Source organism: Acinetobacter sp. 'aerobic (ED)', assembly GCF_904886855.1.
In the GTDB taxonomy this organism is placed as follows: Bacteria; Pseudomonadota; Gammaproteobacteria; order Pseudomonadales; family Moraxellaceae; genus Acinetobacter; species Acinetobacter courvalinii.
In genome coordinates, this window is sequence record NZ_CAJHGI010000001.1 from 209,659 (window position 1) to 229,171 (window position 19,513).

At 41.9% G+C, this 19,513-nt stretch carries 20 protein-coding genes; 14 read left to right on the top strand and 6 right to left on the bottom strand.

Annotated elements, in window-relative coordinates; all coding sequences use genetic code 11:
- Nucleotides 1-454: 454 nt before the first annotated feature.
- The 4 genes from JO943_RS01030 (at nucleotide 455) to JO943_RS01045 (ending at nucleotide 4,721) form a co-directional block, all read left to right on the top strand.
- Entirely contained in the window at nucleotides 455-670 is a 216-nt protein-coding gene (locus JO943_RS01030; protein WP_202739721.1) for a hypothetical protein, read from the top strand.
- Nucleotides 671-839: 169 nt separating this feature from the next.
- Nucleotides 840-1,289, top strand: coding sequence for a hypothetical protein (locus tag JO943_RS01035; protein ID WP_005230167.1), 450 nt, complete (start codon nucleotides 840-842; stop codon nucleotides 1,287-1,289).
- 344 nt (nucleotides 1,290-1,633) lie between these two features.
- Nucleotides 1,634-3,088 carry a SulP family inorganic anion transporter gene (locus JO943_RS01040; protein WP_202739722.1) on the top strand — a complete coding sequence of 485 codons (1,455 nt, stop codon included), beginning with the start codon at nucleotides 1,634-1,636 and terminating at the stop codon, nucleotides 3,086-3,088.
- A gap of 442 nt (nucleotides 3,089-3,530) precedes the next feature.
- Entirely contained in the window at nucleotides 3,531-4,721 is a 1,191-nt protein-coding gene (locus tag JO943_RS01045) for an MFS transporter (RefSeq protein WP_202739723.1), read from the top strand.
- Between the two features lie 60 nt (nucleotides 4,722-4,781).
- Here JO943_RS01045 and JO943_RS01050 read toward each other — a convergent pair whose 3' ends face one another.
- Complete coding sequence (locus JO943_RS01050) at nucleotides 4,782-6,218, bottom strand: trehalose-6-phosphate synthase (protein WP_202739724.1); 1,437 nt, start codon at nucleotides 6,216-6,218, stop codon at nucleotides 4,782-4,784.
- Nucleotides 6,206-7,066, bottom strand: coding sequence for a trehalose-phosphatase (gene otsB / locus JO943_RS01055; protein WP_202739725.1), 861 nt, complete (start codon nucleotides 7,064-7,066; stop codon nucleotides 6,206-6,208). The genes JO943_RS01050 and otsB overlap by 13 nt, the downstream gene beginning before the upstream one ends.
- A 253-nt stretch (nucleotides 7,067-7,319) precedes the next feature.
- On the opposite strand from otsB, the gene JO943_RS01060 reads away from it, so the two are divergent.
- The 9 genes from JO943_RS01060 (at nucleotide 7,320) to JO943_RS01100 (ending at nucleotide 16,111) form a co-directional block, all read left to right on the top strand.
- Complete coding sequence (locus JO943_RS01060) at nucleotides 7,320-7,508, top strand: hypothetical protein (protein WP_202739726.1); 189 nt, start codon at nucleotides 7,320-7,322, stop codon at nucleotides 7,506-7,508.
- A 476-nt stretch (nucleotides 7,509-7,984) separates the two neighbouring features.
- A complete protein-coding gene (locus JO943_RS01065) occupies nucleotides 7,985-8,860 on the top strand; it encodes a MaoC/PaaZ C-terminal domain-containing protein (RefSeq protein WP_202739727.1) in 876 nt (291 codons plus the stop codon).
- A gap of 26 nt (nucleotides 8,861-8,886) precedes the next feature.
- Nucleotides 8,887-11,163: a molybdopterin-dependent oxidoreductase gene (locus JO943_RS01070; RefSeq protein ID WP_202739728.1), complete on the top strand. Its 2,277-nt coding sequence runs from the start codon at nucleotides 8,887-8,889 to the stop codon at nucleotides 11,161-11,163.
- Between the two features lie 289 nt (nucleotides 11,164-11,452).
- Complete coding sequence (gene moaA, locus JO943_RS01075; RefSeq protein ID WP_202739729.1) at nucleotides 11,453-12,484, top strand: GTP 3',8-cyclase MoaA; 1,032 nt, start codon at nucleotides 11,453-11,455, stop codon at nucleotides 12,482-12,484.
- 24 nt (nucleotides 12,485-12,508) lie between these two features.
- Nucleotides 12,509-12,760, top strand: coding sequence for a MoaD/ThiS family protein (locus JO943_RS01080; RefSeq protein WP_202739730.1), 252 nt, complete (start codon nucleotides 12,509-12,511; stop codon nucleotides 12,758-12,760).
- 2 nt (nucleotides 12,761-12,762) lie between these two features.
- Nucleotides 12,763-13,278 carry a molybdenum cofactor biosynthesis protein MoaE gene (locus JO943_RS01085; protein ID WP_032869059.1) on the top strand — a complete coding sequence of 172 codons (516 nt, stop codon included), beginning with the start codon at nucleotides 12,763-12,765 and terminating at the stop codon, nucleotides 13,276-13,278.
- Between the two features lie 17 nt (nucleotides 13,279-13,295).
- On the top strand, nucleotides 13,296-14,219 hold the full coding sequence (gene moaCB / locus JO943_RS01090) for a bifunctional molybdenum cofactor biosynthesis protein MoaC/MoaB (protein WP_202739731.1): 924 nt from the start codon (nucleotides 13,296-13,298) through the stop codon (nucleotides 14,217-14,219).
- Entirely contained in the window at nucleotides 14,219-15,448 is a 1,230-nt protein-coding gene (locus JO943_RS01095) for a molybdopterin molybdotransferase MoeA (RefSeq protein ID WP_202739732.1), read from the top strand. The genes moaCB and JO943_RS01095 overlap by 1 nt, the downstream gene beginning before the upstream one ends.
- 180 nt (nucleotides 15,449-15,628) lie before the next feature.
- A complete protein-coding gene (locus tag JO943_RS01100; protein WP_009515465.1) occupies nucleotides 15,629-16,111 on the top strand; it encodes a winged helix-turn-helix transcriptional regulator in 483 nt (160 codons plus the stop codon).
- Here JO943_RS01100 and JO943_RS01105 read toward each other — a convergent pair whose 3' ends face one another.
- Nucleotides 16,112-17,503: a PLP-dependent aminotransferase family protein gene (locus JO943_RS01105; protein ID WP_202739733.1), complete on the bottom strand. Its 1,392-nt coding sequence runs from the start codon at nucleotides 17,501-17,503 to the stop codon at nucleotides 16,112-16,114.
- Between the two features lie 122 nt (nucleotides 17,504-17,625).
- Between JO943_RS01105 and JO943_RS01110 the strand changes: the two genes are divergently transcribed.
- On the top strand, nucleotides 17,626-18,489 hold the full coding sequence (locus JO943_RS01110) for a DMT family transporter (RefSeq protein WP_202739734.1): 864 nt from the start codon (nucleotides 17,626-17,628) through the stop codon (nucleotides 18,487-18,489).
- Nucleotides 18,490-18,495: 6 nt separating this feature from the next.
- Here JO943_RS01110 and JO943_RS01115 read toward each other — a convergent pair whose 3' ends face one another.
- The 3 genes from JO943_RS01115 to JO943_RS01125 are packed head-to-tail and all read right to left on the bottom strand — an operon-like array spanning nucleotide 18,496 to nucleotide 19,493.
- A complete protein-coding gene (locus tag JO943_RS01115; protein WP_199948067.1) occupies nucleotides 18,496-18,807 on the bottom strand; it encodes a TusE/DsrC/DsvC family sulfur relay protein in 312 nt (103 codons plus the stop codon).
- Nucleotides 18,808-18,846: 39 nt separating this feature from the next.
- Nucleotides 18,847-19,131 (bottom strand): hypothetical protein, encoded by a 285-nt coding sequence (locus tag JO943_RS01120; RefSeq protein ID WP_202739735.1) that lies wholly within the window; start codon nucleotides 19,129-19,131, stop codon nucleotides 18,847-18,849.
- Between the two features lie 11 nt (nucleotides 19,132-19,142).
- Complete coding sequence (locus JO943_RS01125) at nucleotides 19,143-19,493, bottom strand: hypothetical protein (protein WP_202739736.1); 351 nt, start codon at nucleotides 19,491-19,493, stop codon at nucleotides 19,143-19,145.
- Nucleotides 19,494-19,513 lie beyond the last annotated feature (20 nt).

The following is a 19,513-nucleotide window of genomic DNA, read 5'->3' on the forward strand; positions in this document are numbered from 1 at the left end:
ACTCAGCATTGAGCGAGAATTAGCTTGGTTGTCTCATCTCTATAAAAGCTATACGCTTCACCATTTGTTTCACCCAGATAGGAGCGGGTTTGCTTTAGTTCATCCTTTGCCAAAATTTTTGCTGATTTTAGAGCAGCTGTTGCAGGTACTTCAACAGTGGCAGTAATCGGGTTTTAATAAATGTATTTATTATTAATCTGGCTTTACGAATATAAATTATGTTTATAAAAAATTAAAATCGTTATCGTAGTTTCGTTGAGGCTTTCTTATGGCCGATTTAAACAAATATAAAAATTATTGGACTGAATTATTTAAAAATGTTTTTTTGTAAAGTTACACGTCCTATTGATTATACTTGAATATGAGTTGTTAATAAAATGTATAAGCCGTATTTTTAATTGATCTCTTTGTCCTATTATATAAAACAGCGCTGGTTTATGGATTGGAGAGGACAATGAATAATATACAAAAGCTTAAACAGAGTATAACCCGGCTGGGTATAGGTGAGTTTTTATTCATCGGATACGGCTATGGCATCGATGAGATGCAAAATATTCTTCATTTTCTAAACAATTTAGAAAGTCAGCAAATATTACAAATTGTTTATCAACATAAAGAACAGGAAAGCGGAAATAACCTAACCGATATCATAAAGATCCAAAAGTGTTAAAAGAGTCACTGTTTAAAGTGTGGTTCTAGCCGAATCCTGAGTCAGCCGCTCAGGATTTTTCTTATACATTACAGTTACATAGTAAAAATAAAACTAAACAATCATTACAAATGATAACTAGGATATCTCCATAATTTACCCTGTGTAGAAAATATGGAGGAGATAACAAATGCCACAATATTTGCGTATAGCGGAAAAAGTGTATAACAAGTTTAAAGATGAAAAAAAGTTTACGCAAAAACCTGTTGAGTATTTAAATTTTTTAATTAAAGAAGTGCGCGAGGAAATCAAGGGGACAGAAATGAAATTGCTGTACCAGTATATCGATTTTCAGGAAGGTTTCCAAAAGCCGCTACGTGAAGATGCCCTGAATATTGATGTTAGCCTTGTGCCACATCATCAACATCGGGATGAATTCATTTTATGGTTAGCAGGTTTTATTGAAAGAATCACCATTGGCGGTAAGAAAAAGCTACCTCCAATTCTGGAAAATATTCCACCTGAATTTACGGTTCATTATGAAATTCAGAAACCGGTTCGTCCGCAGCCAGAGGATTGCTATGACGAATTGGTCTCCTATTTTAAAAGCGAAGAATTCAAACAACATTCAATGAGTTAAACAAGTTGTGCTAAAGAAGTATGAGGCTCCGAACCCCTCATACTTCTGCAATCGCTGGACTGCAGCGTACCGTCTTTATAGGCGGTATTTTTTTGCTTAAATAGACAGGAGATGGTCATTTAAGGATGTGAAGATACGGTTAGACATCATTTTATCCCTATGTTAGGCTAGCGCCACAATTCATTCTGATCTGTTCATTCATCTTATGCAGCTTACGCCACCCTAGTTGATTTTTCTTGCTTGAAAATTAACTCATCACTTTGACTAGTGATGTGGTGTAGTCGTGTGCATGTATATATCACATCACTGGCCTTTATTTAAAAATATACCAATAGGCTATTTCTATGTTATCCAATGTTCGGGAACAGTGGTTCTCCAATATTCGCGGGGATATTTTGTCCGGGCTTGTGGTCGGTCTGGCACTTATTCCAGAAGCGATTGCATTTTCCATTATTGCGGGTGTCGATCCAAAAATTGGCCTGTATGCTTCTTTCTGTATTGCGGTGGTGATTTCATTTGTTGGCGGTCGTCCAGCCATGATTTCTGCTGCAACAGGTGCCATGGCTTTACTGATGGTCACGTTGGTCAAGGAACACGGACTGCAGTATTTACTGGCAGCCACCATTCTGACAGGTGTATTCCAGATTATCGCCGGCTATCTCAAACTGGCCAAGTTGATGCGCTTTGTTTCAAAATCTGTGGTTATCGGTTTCGTCAACGCCTTAGCCATTCTGATTTTTATGGCTCAGTTACCGGAACTGATGCATGTGACATGGCATGTATATGCTTTTGTTGCCCTCGGTTTAGCCATTATCTATTTATTTCCCCTGATTCCGAAACTCGGAAAGCTGCTGCCATCGCCGCTGGTGTGCATTATCATCATTACCCTGATGGCAATGTCTATGGGGCTGGATCTCCGAACAGTTGGTGATATGGGCGCATTACCGGATACGTTGCCGGTGTTTTTGTTACCTGATATTCCTTTAAACCTTGAAACATTGTTGATCATCCTGCCTTATTCCATTCCCATGGCGGTGGTCGGCCTGCTGGAATCGATGATGACCGCCACGATTGTCGATGAAATGACCGATACGCCCAGCGACAAGTTTCAAGAGTGTAAAGGGCAGGGTATTGCCAATATTGCCTCGGGCTTCATGGGCGGCATGGCCGGTTGTGCCATGATTGGTCAATCCATGATTAATGTAAAATCAGGTGGACTGACCAGATTATCGACCTTTTGTGCGGGTGTGTTTTTACTCATTCTGGTGGTGTTTCTGAGTGACTGGCTCAAAGTCATTCCTATGGCGGCTTTGGTGGCTGTGATGATCATGGTTTCGATCAGTACCTTTGAATGGAAGTCGATTACCCAGTTCAGTACCAATCCAAAGAGCAGTAATGTGGTGATGATCGCAACAGTTGCCGTAGTGGTGGCCACGCATAATCTGGCTTTAGGGGTATTAACCGGTGTGCTGCTATCGGCATTGTTCCTGGCCAACAAACTGGAAAATGACATTCATGTGAAGACCTCATTTGAAGGTCCGGCACGTTTATATGCACTGCATGGACAAATCTTTTTTAGTTCATCCGAAAAGTTCTTACACTGTTTTGACTTTAAAGAAGGGGTAAAACAGGTGGTTATTGATTTAACCCATTCGCATATCTGGGATGTGACTTCAGTGGCAATGCTGGATACTGTAGTGAGTAAATTCCAGAAAAATGGCGTCGATGTCACCGTTCGCGGATTGAATGATGCCAGTTCAATCATGATTGATCAATATGGCACCCATTCCAAAATCTAAATGGGTGTGGTTAAAATAAACAAATAAAACCTCTGCGCTGGCAGGGGTTTTTGCTTTTCAGCGGCAGATTTTTATCTTTTAGAAAAATAAAGCTTTGTAAGGTTGATCTGAAACTTTTCGTATACAAACAACATGCTTCGCAATTTTATATAAATGCTAATTAAGCCATGAATATGCTTCGATTTATTATTGAAATTTTTTTGAAAAATCAAAAAGACCTTAGAAATAAGCAGTTTAATTTTATTGTAAATATGAAATTAAGTAATTGAAATTTAATAATTTTATATTTGTAAAAAAAGATGTTTTTCATGTAATTTTGTGTATAATTTCGCCATAAAAGCCTCTGTGAATTTATAGAACTGCTCTATAGATCCACAGGGGTTTTTCTATGGAGATTTATCTGAGATGGAAGATCTGAGTTAATTTGTGTGGATGGTATTAAATGATCCTTTTTTCCAGAGCTGCCCTTGTTGATCCTGAAATTCAATTAAGTGCTCAACGTCTTTCAACTCGTTTCAGCTTTTTCGGCTTGGGTTTTGCTACGGCTGCCTGGGCACCGCTGATCCCTTTTGCGCAACAGCGTCTGCATTTTAATCATGCAGATTTCGGCTTGTTGTTGTTATGCGGTGGCTTAGGTGGCATGCTGGCTATGCCTGCGACGGGCAAAGTCGTCCAGCGTATTGGCTGCCGTGTACCGATTGGCTTCGCTTTATTGTTGCTCGCCGTTTTGCTGCCAAGCCTGAGTTTATGCAGTACCCCTTTAATGATGGCCATCTCTTTATTCTTATTTGGCACGGCCTCAGGAAGCTTGGGTGTTGCGCTTAATATCCAGGCTGTGGTGGTCGAGAAGAACAGCCTGAAATCGCTGATGTCCGGCTTTCATGGGATGGCCAGTCTGGGCGGATTGGCTGGCGTACTGACCATTACTGCATTACTGGCCTTGGGTGTTTCACCGCTGGTGAGTGCGCTGGCAGTGAGCTTGCTGTTGGTACTTATCGCCGTTCTTTTAGCGCCACTCAGTATCAAAGCGGTGGAAAATACAGTACCAGAAGCATCCTCGACCGTTAAAAAGTCGCTTCTCCAGCGTTTGCCACAACCTTTGATTGTGCTGATCGGGTTGGCTTGCTTTATCATTTTTATGATGGAAGGCGCAGCAATGGACTGGAGCGGGATTTATTTAACCCATGAATATGGGGTAAATGCTGCCTTTGCAGGATTGGCCTATACCTTTTTTGCGATTGCCATGACCACAGGACGTTTTACCGGACACACTCTGATCCGCTACTTCGGTGAGAAAAAACTGCTCAGCTATAGCGCGATTTGTGCCGCCTTGGGTTTGGCGCTGGTCAGTATTGCACCGCATTGGTGGCTGGTATTACTGGGCTATACTTTAGTTGGTGCAGGATGTTCCAATATCGTACCGATCATGTTTTCACGTGCCGGGCGTCAGACCGTCATGACAAGCGCAGTCGCACTGTCTTGTGTGTCAACATTGGCCTATACAGGCATACTAGTCGGGCCTGCTATGATAGGAATGATTGCTGAGCTGTTCGGGTTAAGTACGGTTTTTATGGCTTTATCAGGCGTATTATTGCTGATTGTGGCATTAAATCGTTGGACTTACGTGAAATAAGATACAGGTAAAATTGAACTGGCAATATCTGGATATTGCCAGTTGCTTGCTAAATGGCTGTTATAAATTTTGATAAATCGGATTAACGTTACGCATTCCCATAAATCTGAAATCTTGTAAAGCGGTTTTGTACTGTAAGTCACTAAGAAATGCATTGCGCCAGTCATTAATATCAAAATCTTTTAAACCTTTCATTAGTTGTTTGTAGCGTGAAATACGTTCTTGACGCGGCATTTCCAGCGCGGTTTTTAAGGCATTGACCATCGCCGTTTTATCGGTCGGGTCTACCAGAATTGCTTCTGACATGTGTTCGGCGGCGCCTGCATATTTAGACAATATTAATACGCCTGGATTAGACGGATTTTGTGCCGCAATATATTCTTTTGCGACCAGATTCATACCATCACGAATTGAACTGATCCAGCATACATCGGCCTGACGATAGATTTGCATCAAGTGATGATGTTTCATTGCATCATAGATACATTCCACCGGTTGCCAGTCTTCTTGGGCAAATTCCTGATTAATCATCTCGATCTTAATTTTAAAACGCTCAAATAAACGTTGATAAGCAGGGACTTCCAGACGACACGGGCAAGCAATCTGCAAATGTTGAATATGTTGATGATATTCAGGATATTGCTCTAAAAATTCTGCATAGGACAGGAAACGTTCCAGCAAACCTTTTGAGTAATCGATCCGGTCGACGCCAATAATGGTTTTCGCGGCATTCAGTTCCACAGGACGGGTAATGAAATCCTGAACATCGATAAACTGTTGGGCTGCTTTTTGGATGGCTGTTGGATTGACCCCGATCGGATAGCATTTAATCAGGGTCAAACGTTGATGGTAACTTAATAAAGTTTGCTGAATCTTTTGTGCTTTCAATAAGGATGTGCAGACTTGCATACATACTTTCTGATCTTTTTCGGTTTGCAGACCCACCACATCGTACTGACACAAGTCTTCAATCAATACTTGTGCGCATGGAATTTTTTGCCAGATAAATAAAGGAGCAAAAGGGATATGCAGGAAGAATCCAATCTTGTTTTGCATACCCAATTCACGGCAATATTTTGCTACGCTCAAGAAATGGTAGTCATGCACCCAAATGGTATCGTCGGGTTCTGCAATTTCTGCAAGTTTTTGAGCGAATAAATAATTAACTTGCTGATAACCTTCATACTCCGATGATTTATATTCAATCAGGTCAGAACGATAATGCATGGCTGGCCAAAGTGTATTATTGGCAAATCCGGCATAATAATCTGAATATTGCGACTCAGTTAAAGGGCAGGTGATATATTCAACGTCATCTTTACGAAGTAAATTAAACTGTACCTCATCTGGTGTATTGACTCTTTCTCCGTTCCATCCGAGCCATACACCGCCAATGTCATCTAAAGCATCCTGTATCGCCACAGCAAGTCCACCTGCCGAAGCCTTTTGCCCGTTTGGAATACTGACACGATTGGATAAAATAATTAATTTAGACATATTTTCTCTCCACCTAAGTTGTTGTTGCCCTTAATGTTGTTGATATTGTTGTCATGGTTTTGAACATGCTCTAAAAATAATTCTAAAAAATCATGAACTTGTTTTGTGTCTTCAAGTTGGTATCTGGCATGGGTCAATCCTTGGCCTACTTTGATTGAAATGCCTTGTTCAATCTGATTGACAACATAAAAGCCATCTTCATCCGTAACGTCATCGCCAATAAAAATGGGTGCATAAGCATCTTGTTGCTTGAAGTGCGCCAAAACTTCCTTAATTGCCTGTCCTTTATTGGCTTGTGCGGGAATTAACTCATAAACGAATTTGCCTTGAATTAATTTCAGCTGAGGAAATACTTGCTGGGTTTCCAATATTATTTTTTTTGCAATATTTTCCAGTTCAGGCGCTTTTCTATAATGTAAAGCGATTGAAGAGCTCTTATTTTCAATCAGTAAGTCAGGATAAGAGCTACATGCTTTAGTTAACATATTATAAATATAAGAAATTTCTAAAAAATTCTTCGATGTTTTTAATTGTTTTTCTTTACCTAGATATATTTCTAAGCCATGTAATGCAGCAATCGGAAGATCAATCGTTTCAAATAGTTTACGTGCAGATTCAATGTCTCGTCCCGTTACTGCGACCACTGGAATTTGTTCTAATATTATTTTATTTATAATATCTAAAGTACTCGATGGAATATAGCAATCATTAGGATCTAATTGGAAATCCGATAAAGTCCCATCTATATCCAGAAACAGGCATGGCTTATTATTATTCGAGCTAAGCTTATCTCTCAGACAGGTTAAATAATCTGATGCTGAACTTATTTTATCTGTTCTATTGTTCAATTTTAATATCTCTTATTACCATTTTATTTTATTATAGAGCGATAAAAAATTTATAATAGTTGAGTTGTCAATAAGCAAACATAAGCAGAACGTAATTTACATTAGTAATGTTTGTAATACATCGTAAATTTTTCTTACATTTCTCATATAGAATGTTTGGGTATTTAAGATTTATATAGTGCATGGCTCTGTTGTAGTACATACTTCAATATATTAATTTTTAATAAACTGTATTGAGTCTAAGGAGATGAATATGCAAAAAGTATCTGACTATTATGATGATTTTCCTGAATTTAATCCTGCCAATTATGATCAGGAAGGAAATTACAAACCTGAATATATGATTAAAAGAAGCAAAATATTTCAATCAAAAGATATTAATGAGAAGTTATATAACGAGAAAAAAGACCTCTTGGTAAAACATAAGAAGTTAATATATTGATGAGTATTTTGTGATTGAGTAATCATTTTTAGGTCAGTTTGTTATTATATGTCTCATATAAAAGGGCTTTTACATAAAGATGAAAAGCCCTTTTTATTTTGGATTAAAATACTTTTGTGAAAGTGTAATCGTATGAATTTTAATAAAATTTTATTTCTATAATGCTGGGTTGAGTTTTATTTCATTTAAATTTTTATAAAAAACAATAAACCTCAATATATTAATGCGTGCTTTGTTATCATAATTGTAACTTAAATTGTCTTATATTAAGTTGTTATAAGCTTGTCATCTCAAAGTCATGCGGCTATCCATAGATTTTTTTAATTCAGATAAAAGGTCTTGACCTTCAGCTTATCGGGTTCTATTTTAGAACCTGATTGAAATTTAAGCACGGCGAGAGTATTGCAATTCAGATCATCTATTGCCTTATTGTCGTCTACCTCATGAAAAAAAATAACAGGAATAAGGAGTTGGAGATGCGGACAGTTCATTATCAGCAGATTCCATTGCAATTTTTATTTGAGCATCAGGCAACCTTGTCTGGGCTTGGAAAAATATTCTTACGAAGCTTTAAAAAAGCCAAAGCACCGCAAAGTGATTGGCAAGCCCTTGCATCCATTAAAGAAATTATTAAAGCGCCGAGTGATGAATTGGTGAATCACTACATTCAATGGAGCGGCGCGCCGCTCAGTAAATATTCCAATACAATTCCGGCACATATGGTGTCCCAATGGGGACTGTCATTTGCAACCCGTCTACTGCTACAGACTGCTTATCCGCTCAGTCAGGTGATTAATCAAGGGGTGAGTTTAAAAATTTATGGTGATATTCCAAGAAATGAAAAGCTGCTGATTCAGGCCAAGATCGCCACTGTAGATGAACGAAATGGTCTGGCACGTCTTTCCGTGCAAATCATTACCGGGACTATTACCCAGCCAGAATTAGTCGAAACGGTATTACACATGGCATTTATGTTGCCGCATTTTAAGAAAAGCAAACGTACAGAATCTCGCGATGAAAAAAACTGGCAAGCTGTGGGAGAGTGGTCTGCGACAGCGGATGATGGTTTTAAGTTTGCCTTGCTGACGGGTGACTTTAATCCAATTCATTGGATCGGGCCGTTAGCGAAAATGTCGAGCTTTGGACAAAAAGTTTTACATGGCTTTGGTATGTTTGCACGCAGCTTTGAATTACTTCCTGAACCGATCCAGCAAATTGATGTGCGCTTTTTAAAACCGGTTAAATTGCCTTCAGAACATAACCAAGTCGAAATCAGCAGCGAGCAGGGGCAGAATCATGTCCGTTTAGTGGGAGCAGAAGGACAAATCTGCTTAACAGGTCAATATTCATAAAACAATAAATATTAAGGTGGAAAATAATGACTGGCATGGTACCCAGACAGGATGTCACAGCTTGCATATTATGTTCACGTAACTGTGGGCTGAGTGTGGACATTGAAAATAACCAGTTTAAAAAGATCAAAGGTGATGTAAACCATCCTTTTTCACAAGGTTATATCTGTCAGAAAGCAGCGCGATTGCAACATTACCAGCAACATGCAGACCGTTTGACAGCACCATTAAAGCGTCAAGCTGATGGTTCCTTTCAGCAGATCGGCTGGGATCAGGCGATTCAGGAGATTGCCGAACAGCTGGTCCAGATTCGCGATACCCATGGTGGAACTGCATTCGCTACTGTCGGTGGCGGTGGGCAGGGCAATCATTTGGGCGCTGCTTATGGCCGGCAACTGTTATATGCCATGAAAAGCTTTTATGCTTATAATTCCTTAGCCCAGGAAAAAACAGGAGATTTCTGGGTTAATGGTCGTTTGTTCGGTAGCCAGGCCTGTCATACCACCGAGGATGTGGAGCATGCCGATTATGTGCTGTTTATTGGAACCAATCCCTTTCAGGCACATGGCATTCCCAATGCCAGAGACACCTTGAAACAGATTAAAAAAGATCCGGATCGCACCATGGTGGTGTTCGATCCGCGTGTCACCGAAACAGCCAAACAGGCGGATATTCATGTACAACTGAAACCGGGAACGGACGCTTATTTGATGTCTGCCATGATTGCGATCCTGTTGCAGGAAAATCTTTATGACCAGCAGTTTATAGATCAACATACTCATGGTTTTGATGAAGTAAAGCAGGCTTTTGCGGCGATTCCGATAGAACAATATATCCACAAAGCAGATGTTCCGGTTGGGTTGATTTATCAGATCGTACGTGACTTTGCTCAAGCCAAACGTGGTTGTGTACGTATTGATTTGGGAATTCAACATACCTTAAATACCACCTTGAATGGCTATTTAGAGAAACTTCTATATCTCCTGACAGGACATTTTGGACAGCAGGGAAGCAATAATCTGCATAGTATGTTTATTCCAATCCTGAGCCATACCGATGAGCGCAATCCCAAGTATCGGCGTACAGTTCACCATAAAATGTTTCCTATTTCCGGTTTCTTTCCCCCGAATATCTTGCCAGATGAGATCCTAAAGGCAGGAGAAAAACGGATTCGTGCCGTATTTGTGGATAGTTGTAATCCTTTACTGACCTATCCTGATACGACCGCTTATGAGCAAGCCTTCCGGTCACTGGAGCTTCTGGTCGTGGTGGACGTTGCGATGACAGAAACTGCACGTCTGGCCGATTATATTTTGCCGGCGCATAGTCAGTTCGAAAAATGGGAATTTACCGGATTCAATTTGGAATTTCCTAAAAATGGCTTTCATTTACGCCATCCACTTTTTAAAGCCCAAGGGGATACTTTGCCTGAGGCCGAAATTTATACCCGATTACTGGAAGCCATGCGGGTGATTCCGCGACAGTTTCCCATCCTGAGCAAAATTGCGCAAAAAGACAGTGCAAAAACGGCTTATCTTGCCTATTTCGGAGCGCTGGGGGCCAGTTTTGTTCAACATAAGCAACTGATTCTTTATGCTGCCTCTATCGTTTATCGAACTCTAGGTAAAACATTGCCGGATGATGCCGCCTCGACCGCTTTATTGTTGCCCTTATGCATGCAATATGCGGCACAGCATTTTAAAGCGGTGAAGCGGGCGGGCTATGCAGGCAATCGTCTTAATCTTGGGGTCAAGCTGTTTCAGGCCATTTTGCAACAGCGTTCAGGCGTGGTGCTGTCGCAGCATGATTATGCCGATGTTTGGGAGCTAATCGCCTATAAAGATAAAAAGATCCGTTTAGCAATTCCGGAAATGTTTATCGAGCTGGCGCAGTTACAGCATCAGAAATTTGCAGCCACAGCAGACTATCCTTTTATCTTGCTGGCTGGTGAGCGACGTAGCTACAATGCCAACCAGATTTATAGAGATCCCGCGTGGCGTAAAGTCGATGCAGAAGGGCGTTTAAGAATCAATCCTGATGATGCCGTGGCGTTAGGCGTTGAAACAGGGCAAATGCTGCAATGTATTTCTGAGCATGGCCAGATTCAGGTAATGGTGGAACTGGATGAAGGGATGCGCAAAGGCGTGGTGTCATTACCGCACGGTTATGGTTTAAGTTATGCTGGCGCTGCTCCGGTTGGACCACAATTGAACCGTCTGACCTCGACACGGCATTGTGACCCGTTATCCAAGACGCCCTACCATAAATATGTACCTGTACGTTTGCAGCTAGTAACGGTTTAGACCATCAGGGTATTGATTTTATTATAATGATGCACCAAATTTAATCACTGCTGAGCAAATTGCCTGAAAATAGTGCATGCAATTTTGAACAAAAATATGCAAGACATCAGATATTTTTATGCGTAAATTGAATGTTTTGCTGATTTGTAAGAATCAGCAGCAGCAAGCTTGAACACAGGATGTGATTGGAATAATTATTGCTGTAATAAAAAATACTTTGATTCAATACATCAACAGGCCTGCACAGAACCTGTGCTGGGCCAGTTAAAAGATCTACAAATGAGTGCGTATGATGAAGCATGAAAAACTTGAAACGACTTTACCGGTTCTTCAGGACCAGTATGGTCGTATTAAGCGTAAGTTACGGATTTCCGTGACCGATCGCTGCAATTTCAAGTGCATTTATTGTATGCCTGAGCATCCTGAATGGATGAAAAAACAGGATTTGCTCAGTTTCGAAGCCTTATTCGCCTTTTGCCAATATATGGTCGGGCAAGGGATCGAGAATATTCGTATCACGGGTGGCGAGCCGTTAATGCGTCAGGGCGTGGTGCATTTTATTGCTGATTTACAACGGCTAAGAGCGTTCGGCTTAAAACGGATTTCAATCACCACCAATGCCCATTATCTGGCGAAGTACGCACAAGCTTTGAAACAGGTGGGTTTAGACGATCTTAATATCAGTCTGGATAGCCTGAATCCGGCCCAGTTCAAGCAACTGACCAAAAAGGAACTTGCACCCGTACTCCATAGTATAGAGGCCGCAAGAAAGGTTGGACTGCCTTTTAAACTCAATTGTGTGTTAATGAAAGGTCAAAATGATGACCAGATTGTGCCGATGGTACAGTGGGCAAAACAACAGAACATCCCATTGCGCTTTATCGAGTTTATGCCACTGGATGGTGATCGGCACTGGACGAATGATGCGGTGCTCACTGAAGCGGAAATTTTAGCGCAACTCCAGCCACATTATGAGGTTCAGCTTTTACCACAGCAGCATGAGCCTGCACGGATCTATCAACTCGATGGCGATTATCCGCTTGGCATTATTTCGACCATTAGCCATTCATTTTGCGGCGATTGCGATCGAATCCGTTTAACGGCTCAAGGTGAACTGTATAACTGTCTATTTGCTCAACAAGGCTTAAATATCAAGCCTTATTTACAGGATATACTTCAACAGAATAATGAGTCAAAGCAGCTTGCGTTATTGCAACTCGAACAACAGCTTAAGCCTTATATCTGGCATAAAGCCCAAGGATATCATGCTATACAACAGCAAAACGCCCGTAAAATCAGTATGCATATGCTGGGTGGTTAAACCCGCATGTGATCTGGAGTAAATATGCAAACCATTGAGATTAAAATTGAAGCTTTTGGCGCAATTGAACGATTGTTACCTAAGTCGCTAGCATTCGAGTTTGCAGAACATCAAAGTGTCAAAGATGTATTGACCCGGATAGTAAAGCTTTATCCAGCAGCAGATCAGGCGATGGAAAAATGTGCCTGCGCAATAGGAGAAGATATGGTGACGCGTCAAACCGCATTAGATAGATCTTGTACTTTAGTACTGTTGTCGCCAGTAGCAGGAGGCTAAATATGCGTGAATTTGCCCGAGTACAGGATCAGGCGCTAAGCCTTGACAGCTTTGATCCTATTCAATCCTTTCCTGAATGTGGGGGGATTGATATTTTTATCGGCACAGTGCGTAACCATCATGAAGGTAAAGCGGTCAAGGCCTTGAAATATACCTCCTATACGCCCGTTGCTGAAAAGATGATTCGTGAAATCGAACAGCAAGTCAAAGACAAATATCAGGTTTCTTATGTTCGGGTGATGCATCGTATCGGTTATCTAGAGGTCAGCGAAACTGCAATTATTGCCATTGCCTATGCCGCGCATCGCCGTGAAGCTTTTCAGGCCTGTGAAGAAGCTGTAGAACGGGTCAAACATGAGGTTCCGATCTGGAAAGAAGAGTTTTTCATGGATGGCACCAGTCACTATGTGGAAGGCTGTTGTATCCGCAAAGATACGGCTGAATCAACGTCTCAGGCTGAGCGGCATCAACATGTTCATCATTCAGAAAATTGCACACATGCGCATACACACGAATAAAGTCTCAGGAAGTTAAAATGAAAAATGTTGGGATGAAACCCGAAAGTTACCGTGTAGCAGAAGCACAAGCAATTTTACATGCACCCGCCCATTGTATTCAGTTACTTCGTGATGGAAATACCGAAAAAGGCGATGCCCTAAAAACCGCGCGTATTGCGGGCATCCTGGCAGCGAAACGCACAGACGAGCTGATTCCGCTGTGTCATCCCTTACCGATTTATCGTGCTGATGTGGAATATGAGCTGCAGGATGATCATGTAGTGATCTTAACCACAGTTGAAACCATCGGACCAACAGGTGTTGAGATGGAAGCTTTGACGGCTGCCAGTCTGGCCGGATTAACCCTGTATGACATGCTGAAACCGCATTGTGAACCTGAAGAGCTGTGTCTGGATCAATGCAAATTGCTGAAGAAAAAGGGCGGTAAATCCCACTTTAAACGCACCTTGCGTCAGCCTGTTTCTGCAGCTGTGATAGTGCTTTCGGATACCGTGTCTGCGGGACGTAAACCGGATACGGCCGGTAAGTCCGTGGTTGAGACCTTGACCGAAGCGGGCTTTGATCCGATTCATTATCAAATTCTGCCTGATGAAGCTGACCAGTTAAAAGATCTGGTTCTAGAACTCACTCAATCCTATGCCTGCATCATGACGGTTGGCGGAACAGGAATTGGCAAGCGTGATATTACGGTGGATACGCTTGAGCCGCTGCTGGAAAGAAAACTGGATGGTCTGATGGAAGCGGCACGTTCATTTGGTCAGAAGCGTACGCCTTATGCGGCGATGTCACGTGGTGTTGCAGGGTTTATTGATCGTTCGTTGGTGGTGACTTTGCCGGGCAGTCGCGGCGGTGCCAGTGAGTCCATGGCAGCGATTTTACCTGCATTGGTACATATTTTTGATGTCTGCCGAGACTTACCACATCCGGGAGGTTATGAATAATGTCTGGATGTGGTGCTGAAAAAGGCTTGATCAGTATTGATGATGCATTCGCACTGATTCAAGCTCAAACCAAAATCTTAGCCACTGAGACCTTGCCTTTGGGCGAGTGTCTCAATCGTTATCTGGCTCAAGTGATCACTTCTCAGGTGAATTTACCGAGCTTCTCACAAAGTGCAGTGGATGGCTATGCAATCCATAGCGTTAGTGAAAACTTGCAAGATGCGACTTTCTCGGTGATTGGCGAAATTAAAGCGGGCAGTGAGTCTGATGTAGAGCTTAGGGATGGACAAGCCGTTCGTATTTTTACTGGCGGGAAAATCCCGGAAGGAACCACTCATGTGGCTCGACAAGAAATTGTACATGTTGAAAGCGAGCATCTGATCCGTTTGACTGAGCATATCAAGGCTCAGGCCGATATCCGTTTTACCGGAGAAGAAGTGCAGTGTGGGCAACAACTGGCGGAGCCTGGTCAACGCATTAATATCGGTGCTTTGGCAGCTTTAAGTATGGCAGGCGTGAAAACACTTGAAGTATTTAAACAGCCCAAAGTTGCTGTGGTGATTACCGGTGATGAAGTTGCTGAAACTCCCGATGATCTACAGGCGGGCAAAGTGTTTGATGCCAATGGTCCGCTGTTAAAAGCCTGGTTGCAAGACTATGGGCTAGCGGTAGAAATACGTCATATAGCGGATGAAGCAGAACAGGTGACACAATGCTTTGAACAGCTCAAACCGCATTATGATGTGATTATTACCACAGGCGGTGTTTCTGTAGGGGACTATGATTTCGTCCGTCCTTGTGCCTTTGAAGCAGGCTTTGAGCAGGTGTTCTGGAAGGTCAAGCAAAAACCAGGCAAGCCTTTATTTTTTGCTGAATATACGGCTCCCAATCATCACTGCTATATACTCGGTTTGCCCGGTAATCCGGCAGCCGTGTATGTGTGTATGCAAATGTATGGCAAGGTTCTATTCGATGCCTTACAAAACCAGACTCAATCACTGGAATGGTTTAACGCAATACTGACCCATGATTTGAAGTCGGATGCACGTGAGCGATTCTTACGCATGCATGCCTATTTTGAACAAGGCCAACTCAAACTAAAAAGTCTTGCCAAGCAGCAATCGCATATGCTGAGTAATCTGATGCAGGCCAACTGTCTGGTACGTATTCCTGCGCATATCCAACCTGAAGCAGGAATGGAAATGAACGGAGTATTCATTCGTAATTAAAGGTTCAGCAGAAATGATTAAAATTTGTGAATATTGTCACTTTTCGCCAAGTGCCAATATTGCATCTGATGGATAAGGTAGTTTAGTGTATATTTTATATTGTTTAGTTTCTAAACATGACGGTTCAAGACATAGATTCCATGTCTGCAAAAACTTTAAAAAAATGATTAGGTGATAATAATGAAATGGGAAGAAATTGGCGATCAGCCATGTTCAGTAGCTCGGACGCTTTCAGTATTAGGTGATCGTTGGACAATGCTCATCTTACGTAATGCATTTATGGGTGTACGCCGTTTTGATGACTTTCAACGAAGTCTGGGCTTAACCCGTCACGTCCTTTCAGAACGTTTAAAACGTCTGGTCGAGCACGAGATTTTAATCAAGGTCCCGTATGTCGACCGACAGGAACGCTTTGAATACCAACTGACTGAAAAAGGTTTAGATCTGTATCCGATCCTTCTGGCGATGGTGCAATGGGCAGATAAATGGATGGATATGGGACTGGGCAAGCCGCTTGAATTTACGCATAAAAGCTGTGGCAAGAAAATTAGCCCGAAAGTGATCTGTTCAGAATGCGATGAGCCGATCCATGTCAAAGATGTGCGGGTGGCTGCTGGTCCGGGCTATTTTGCTTTTATCGAACAGAAACAAAAAAGTGCATAATCAACCATGCTGATGTGCTATCTGAATTGCATGAGATAGCACCTCGAAAATTTTTGGGTTCTGGCATTGCGTCACATTAAAACGAATAAAATTTTTAAACTTCTGGCTTTGGCTAAAAGCATTGCCAGGTGCCAGAATTACACCTTGTTCCAGACAGTATTGAGCAATTCGTGCGGTATCCAGATGTTCAGCTAATTCACACCATAGAAATAGACCTGCCTGAGGTTTCACCCACGGCTTGATGCCCAGTTTCTCTAATTGTTTGAGGGTTGAGTCCATGGCTTTTGCCAGATCTATTTTCAATTCATCCAGATATTTACGATAGCTGCCATCGGTTAAAGCTGAAAATAAAATTTCTGCGCAAAGGTTATTGCCGCCAAAGCTGGTCGCAATCTTGATGTCCGTTAAATCCTCGATCCACTCTGGTTTGGTTGCGATATAACCGGTGCGGACTGCACCCGATAAAGTTTTAGAAAAACTGCCAATATGAATGACGCGAGACAGACCATCCAGTGCTGCGAGTCGTGGCGCCGTGTGGAGTTCCAGATCTGCAAAAATATCATCTTCAATCACAATCAGGTTGGACTGCTCAACCAGTTTTAACACCTGATAGGCTTTGGATGCGGTGAGTACGGCACCGGTCGGATTATGAATGCCTGAATTGGTAATGTATAAGCGGGGATTATGCTTGTGAATCGCTTCCGAAAATGCCTCAATATCAGGTCCGGTTTGCGTATAAGGCACACCAATGATCTGAATCTGGTGAACTTTGAGTAAGGCGTGAAAATTAAAATAACAAGGATCATCCACCAGTACCACATCATTGGGTTTCAGGAAATAGCGGCAAATTAAATCAATGGCCTGGGTGCCGGAGTCTGTCAATAGAATCTGATTAGGAGTCGCTTCAATTCCTTTGGTCAAAATTTTACGGGAAAGCAATTCACGTAACGGTGCCAACCCTAGAGGAGTTGAATAATCAGTCAGAATACTTGAATGAGCTCTGGAGACTTTGCGCATTGCTTTGCGTATATTTTCATGCGGCATCCAGTTATCTGGTAACCAGCCACAGCCTGGTTTGAGTACCCCTTGTTTTGCTTCCAGTGCTTGTCTGGAAATCCAGAGCGGGTCAATATTGCGGTCAATTTTAGGGTGAATTTCCGAGATTGATAACGGCGCCAGTGGCCCGGCTACAAAGAAGCCTGAACCTGTTTTTGCTTCGATCAGGCCTTGTGCCGCCAGACGTTCGTATGCTTCTACAATGGTCGATACAGACAGATTCAAAACAGCAGCCAATGCACGCACGGAAGGAAGACGCGAGCCAGGCATCAAAGAGCGATTTTTAATCTGATCATGAATATGTTGTATCACAGAATCAATTTTCGTACTTTTCATAGGTTTGAGCCTGACTGTAGTGGATTTCATACCAGTACAGTTATTTAAAATTGTACTGTAGTGTGTATGGTGCATTCACCTTAGCACAGTTTAAATTCTGCATATAGATCTGGAGAATTTAAATGAAGTCTTTAAGCAGTGGCTGGATCAATGGCTTTATTGGCGTGATCATATTTGCAGGTTCTTTACCTGCCACCCGTGTGGCGGTCATGGATTTTAGTCCGACCTTTTTAACAGCGGCAAGGGCTGCGATTGCAGGACTTTTAGGCTTGGCACTGCTTCTATTGTCACGACAAAAATTGCCTGAGAAAAAACACTGGCTGCCCTTATTTTATGTCGCCCTTGGCGTGGTGGTTGGATTTCCATTATTTACTGCGCTAGCTCTTCAATATGTCAGTGCTGCCCATACCATTGTATTTGTTGGGTTATTGCCGTTGGCGACTGCGATTTTTGGTGTATTGCGGGGTGGAGAAAGACCCAACCTCGCATTCTGGTTATTTGCGATATTAGGCGGAGTGCTGGTTTTTGGTTTTATGGTGTTTCAGACCGGTGCCTGGTCATTTGGTTATGGTGATGTTTTCATGCTATGTGCCATATTACTCTGTGGTTTTGGCTATGCAGAAGGTGGGCAGCTATCAAAGTATTTAGGGGGCTGGCAAGTGATTTGCTGGGCACTGATCATAACCTTACCGATCATGTTGTTACTTTCCTATCTCTACTTACCAGTCAACTTTGCACAGGTTTCAGCTTCTGCAAAGCTGGGCTTAGCCTATGTCTCGTTATTCAGTATGCTGATCGGTTTCTTTTTCTGGTACAAAGGTCTGGCGCAAGGCGGGATTGCCACTGTAGGCCAATTACAACTCCTGCAACCGATATTTGGCCTAATCATTGCTGCGGTACTGCTGCATGAACAGGTCAGCATCGCCATGTTTGCGGTTACGGTTGCTGTAATTATATGTGTAGCCTGTGCCAAGAAATTTGCTTGAAAGTGATTATAAACAGTTTGCAGGTTTGGGTACGCCCGCTAAACGGCTTAAATGGCGGGCAACCAGACCGGTATTAAATCGTTGCTGTAACTCGGCATTATTAATCTCGGGACCGACCGTCTTTATTAAAAACTTAATCAATGGGCGGGTCGCGGGTGAATGCCCAAATTGCTGATAAAACTGACGTACGGCATGGAGGACCTCAAAATGCCAGTCAGTCAGTTCCAAATCCAGTGTTTTCGCCAGCTCCTGAGCCACTTCAGGGTTCCAAATGGTGTAATCGACCAGATGACCGTCTTGATCTAACTCTAATTGCATAAATAGCCTAAGTAAAATTTAAATAAATCTGATTAAAAATTATTTTAAGGTGATACAGCGTTTAAATTGCAAAACTAAATCTGCAAATGCTGCGTAATCAATCACTTTAATAAGTTCGCGATTCTCAATACTCAACAAGCCCAGCTCATTTTCAAGACAGTAGAGATGAGCATGACTACTAAAAACTGTCGCTGGAATAGCCAAGCTAGCATCACCCATAATCACGATATGGTCATCAGATTGTGCCATTTGTGCTAACTGCTCCCAGATTTTATCGAGATTGTTATAGGACGATTGGATTAAAAATAAAGCACTATTTTCCATAGTAAAAGTCCTTACCAATACAAGACATGATCAAAAGAATGGATGAATTCAGGGCTCATATTGATAAATTCAATTTCCTGATCGGTGTTTTCCATGATACTAAGTTGTTGATTTTTATATTCAACCAGAATTGGGGTTAAATCATAGAATTCAAAACTGTCGACCATGTTGGCGGCGATTTTAAAGGCGTGTTTGAGCTGATCAAATTCTAATTTATTATTCAATAAACTCAATCCGGCGTCTCTTAATAATACTTTGACAGAAATACCAAAGGTTGCTAAAACCATAGTTGCAGACAGACTTTCATTGGTCTGCAAATTCGTTAAATTAGGCTGCGTTAGGATGACAAGTACAGATTTCACACAATTTACCTTTTTAAAGC

Excerpts from the sequence above, each read along its gene's own strand:
- moaA (WP_202739729.1), top strand. The coding sequence starts at position 11,453 with ATGATGAAGCATGAAAAACTTGAAACGACTTTACCGGTTCTTCAGGAC.
- JO943_RS01030 (WP_202739721.1), top strand. The coding sequence starts at position 455 with ATGAATAATATACAAAAGCTTAAACAGAGTATAACCCGGCTGGGTATA.
- moaCB (WP_202739731.1), top strand. The coding sequence starts at position 13,296 with ATGAAAAATGTTGGGATGAAACCCGAAAGTTACCGTGTAGCAGAAGCA.
- JO943_RS01070 (WP_202739728.1), top strand. The coding sequence starts at position 8,887 with ATGACTGGCATGGTACCCAGACAGGATGTCACAGCTTGCATATTATGT.
- JO943_RS01095 (WP_202739732.1), top strand. The coding sequence starts at position 14,219 with ATGTCTGGATGTGGTGCTGAAAAAGGCTTGATCAGTATTGATGATGCA.
- JO943_RS01065 (WP_202739727.1), top strand. The coding sequence starts at position 7,985 with ATGCGGACAGTTCATTATCAGCAGATTCCATTGCAATTTTTATTTGAG.
- JO943_RS01040 (WP_202739722.1), top strand. The coding sequence starts at position 1,634 with ATGTTATCCAATGTTCGGGAACAGTGGTTCTCCAATATTCGCGGGGAT.
- JO943_RS01060 (WP_202739726.1), top strand. The coding sequence starts at position 7,320 with ATGCAAAAAGTATCTGACTATTATGATGATTTTCCTGAATTTAATCCT.
- JO943_RS01100 (WP_009515465.1), top strand. The coding sequence starts at position 15,629 with ATGAAATGGGAAGAAATTGGCGATCAGCCATGTTCAGTAGCTCGGACG.
- JO943_RS01035 (WP_005230167.1), top strand. The coding sequence starts at position 840 with ATGCCACAATATTTGCGTATAGCGGAAAAAGTGTATAACAAGTTTAAA.
- JO943_RS01105 (WP_202739733.1), bottom strand. The coding sequence starts at position 17,503 with ATGAAAAGTACGAAAATTGATTCTGTGATACAACATATTCATGATCAG.
- JO943_RS01110 (WP_202739734.1), top strand. The coding sequence starts at position 17,626 with ATGAAGTCTTTAAGCAGTGGCTGGATCAATGGCTTTATTGGCGTGATC.
- JO943_RS01080 (WP_202739730.1), top strand. The coding sequence starts at position 12,509 with ATGCAAACCATTGAGATTAAAATTGAAGCTTTTGGCGCAATTGAACGA.
- JO943_RS01115 (WP_199948067.1), bottom strand. The coding sequence starts at position 18,807 with ATGCAATTAGAGTTAGATCAAGACGGTCATCTGGTCGATTACACCATT.
- JO943_RS01045 (WP_202739723.1), top strand. The coding sequence starts at position 3,531 with ATGATCCTTTTTTCCAGAGCTGCCCTTGTTGATCCTGAAATTCAATTA.
- JO943_RS01085 (WP_032869059.1), top strand. The coding sequence starts at position 12,763 with ATGCGTGAATTTGCCCGAGTACAGGATCAGGCGCTAAGCCTTGACAGC.
- JO943_RS01050 (WP_202739724.1), bottom strand. The coding sequence starts at position 6,218 with ATGTCTAAATTAATTATTTTATCCAATCGTGTCAGTATTCCAAACGGG.
- JO943_RS01120 (WP_202739735.1), bottom strand. The coding sequence starts at position 19,131 with ATGGAAAATAGTGCTTTATTTTTAATCCAATCGTCCTATAACAATCTC.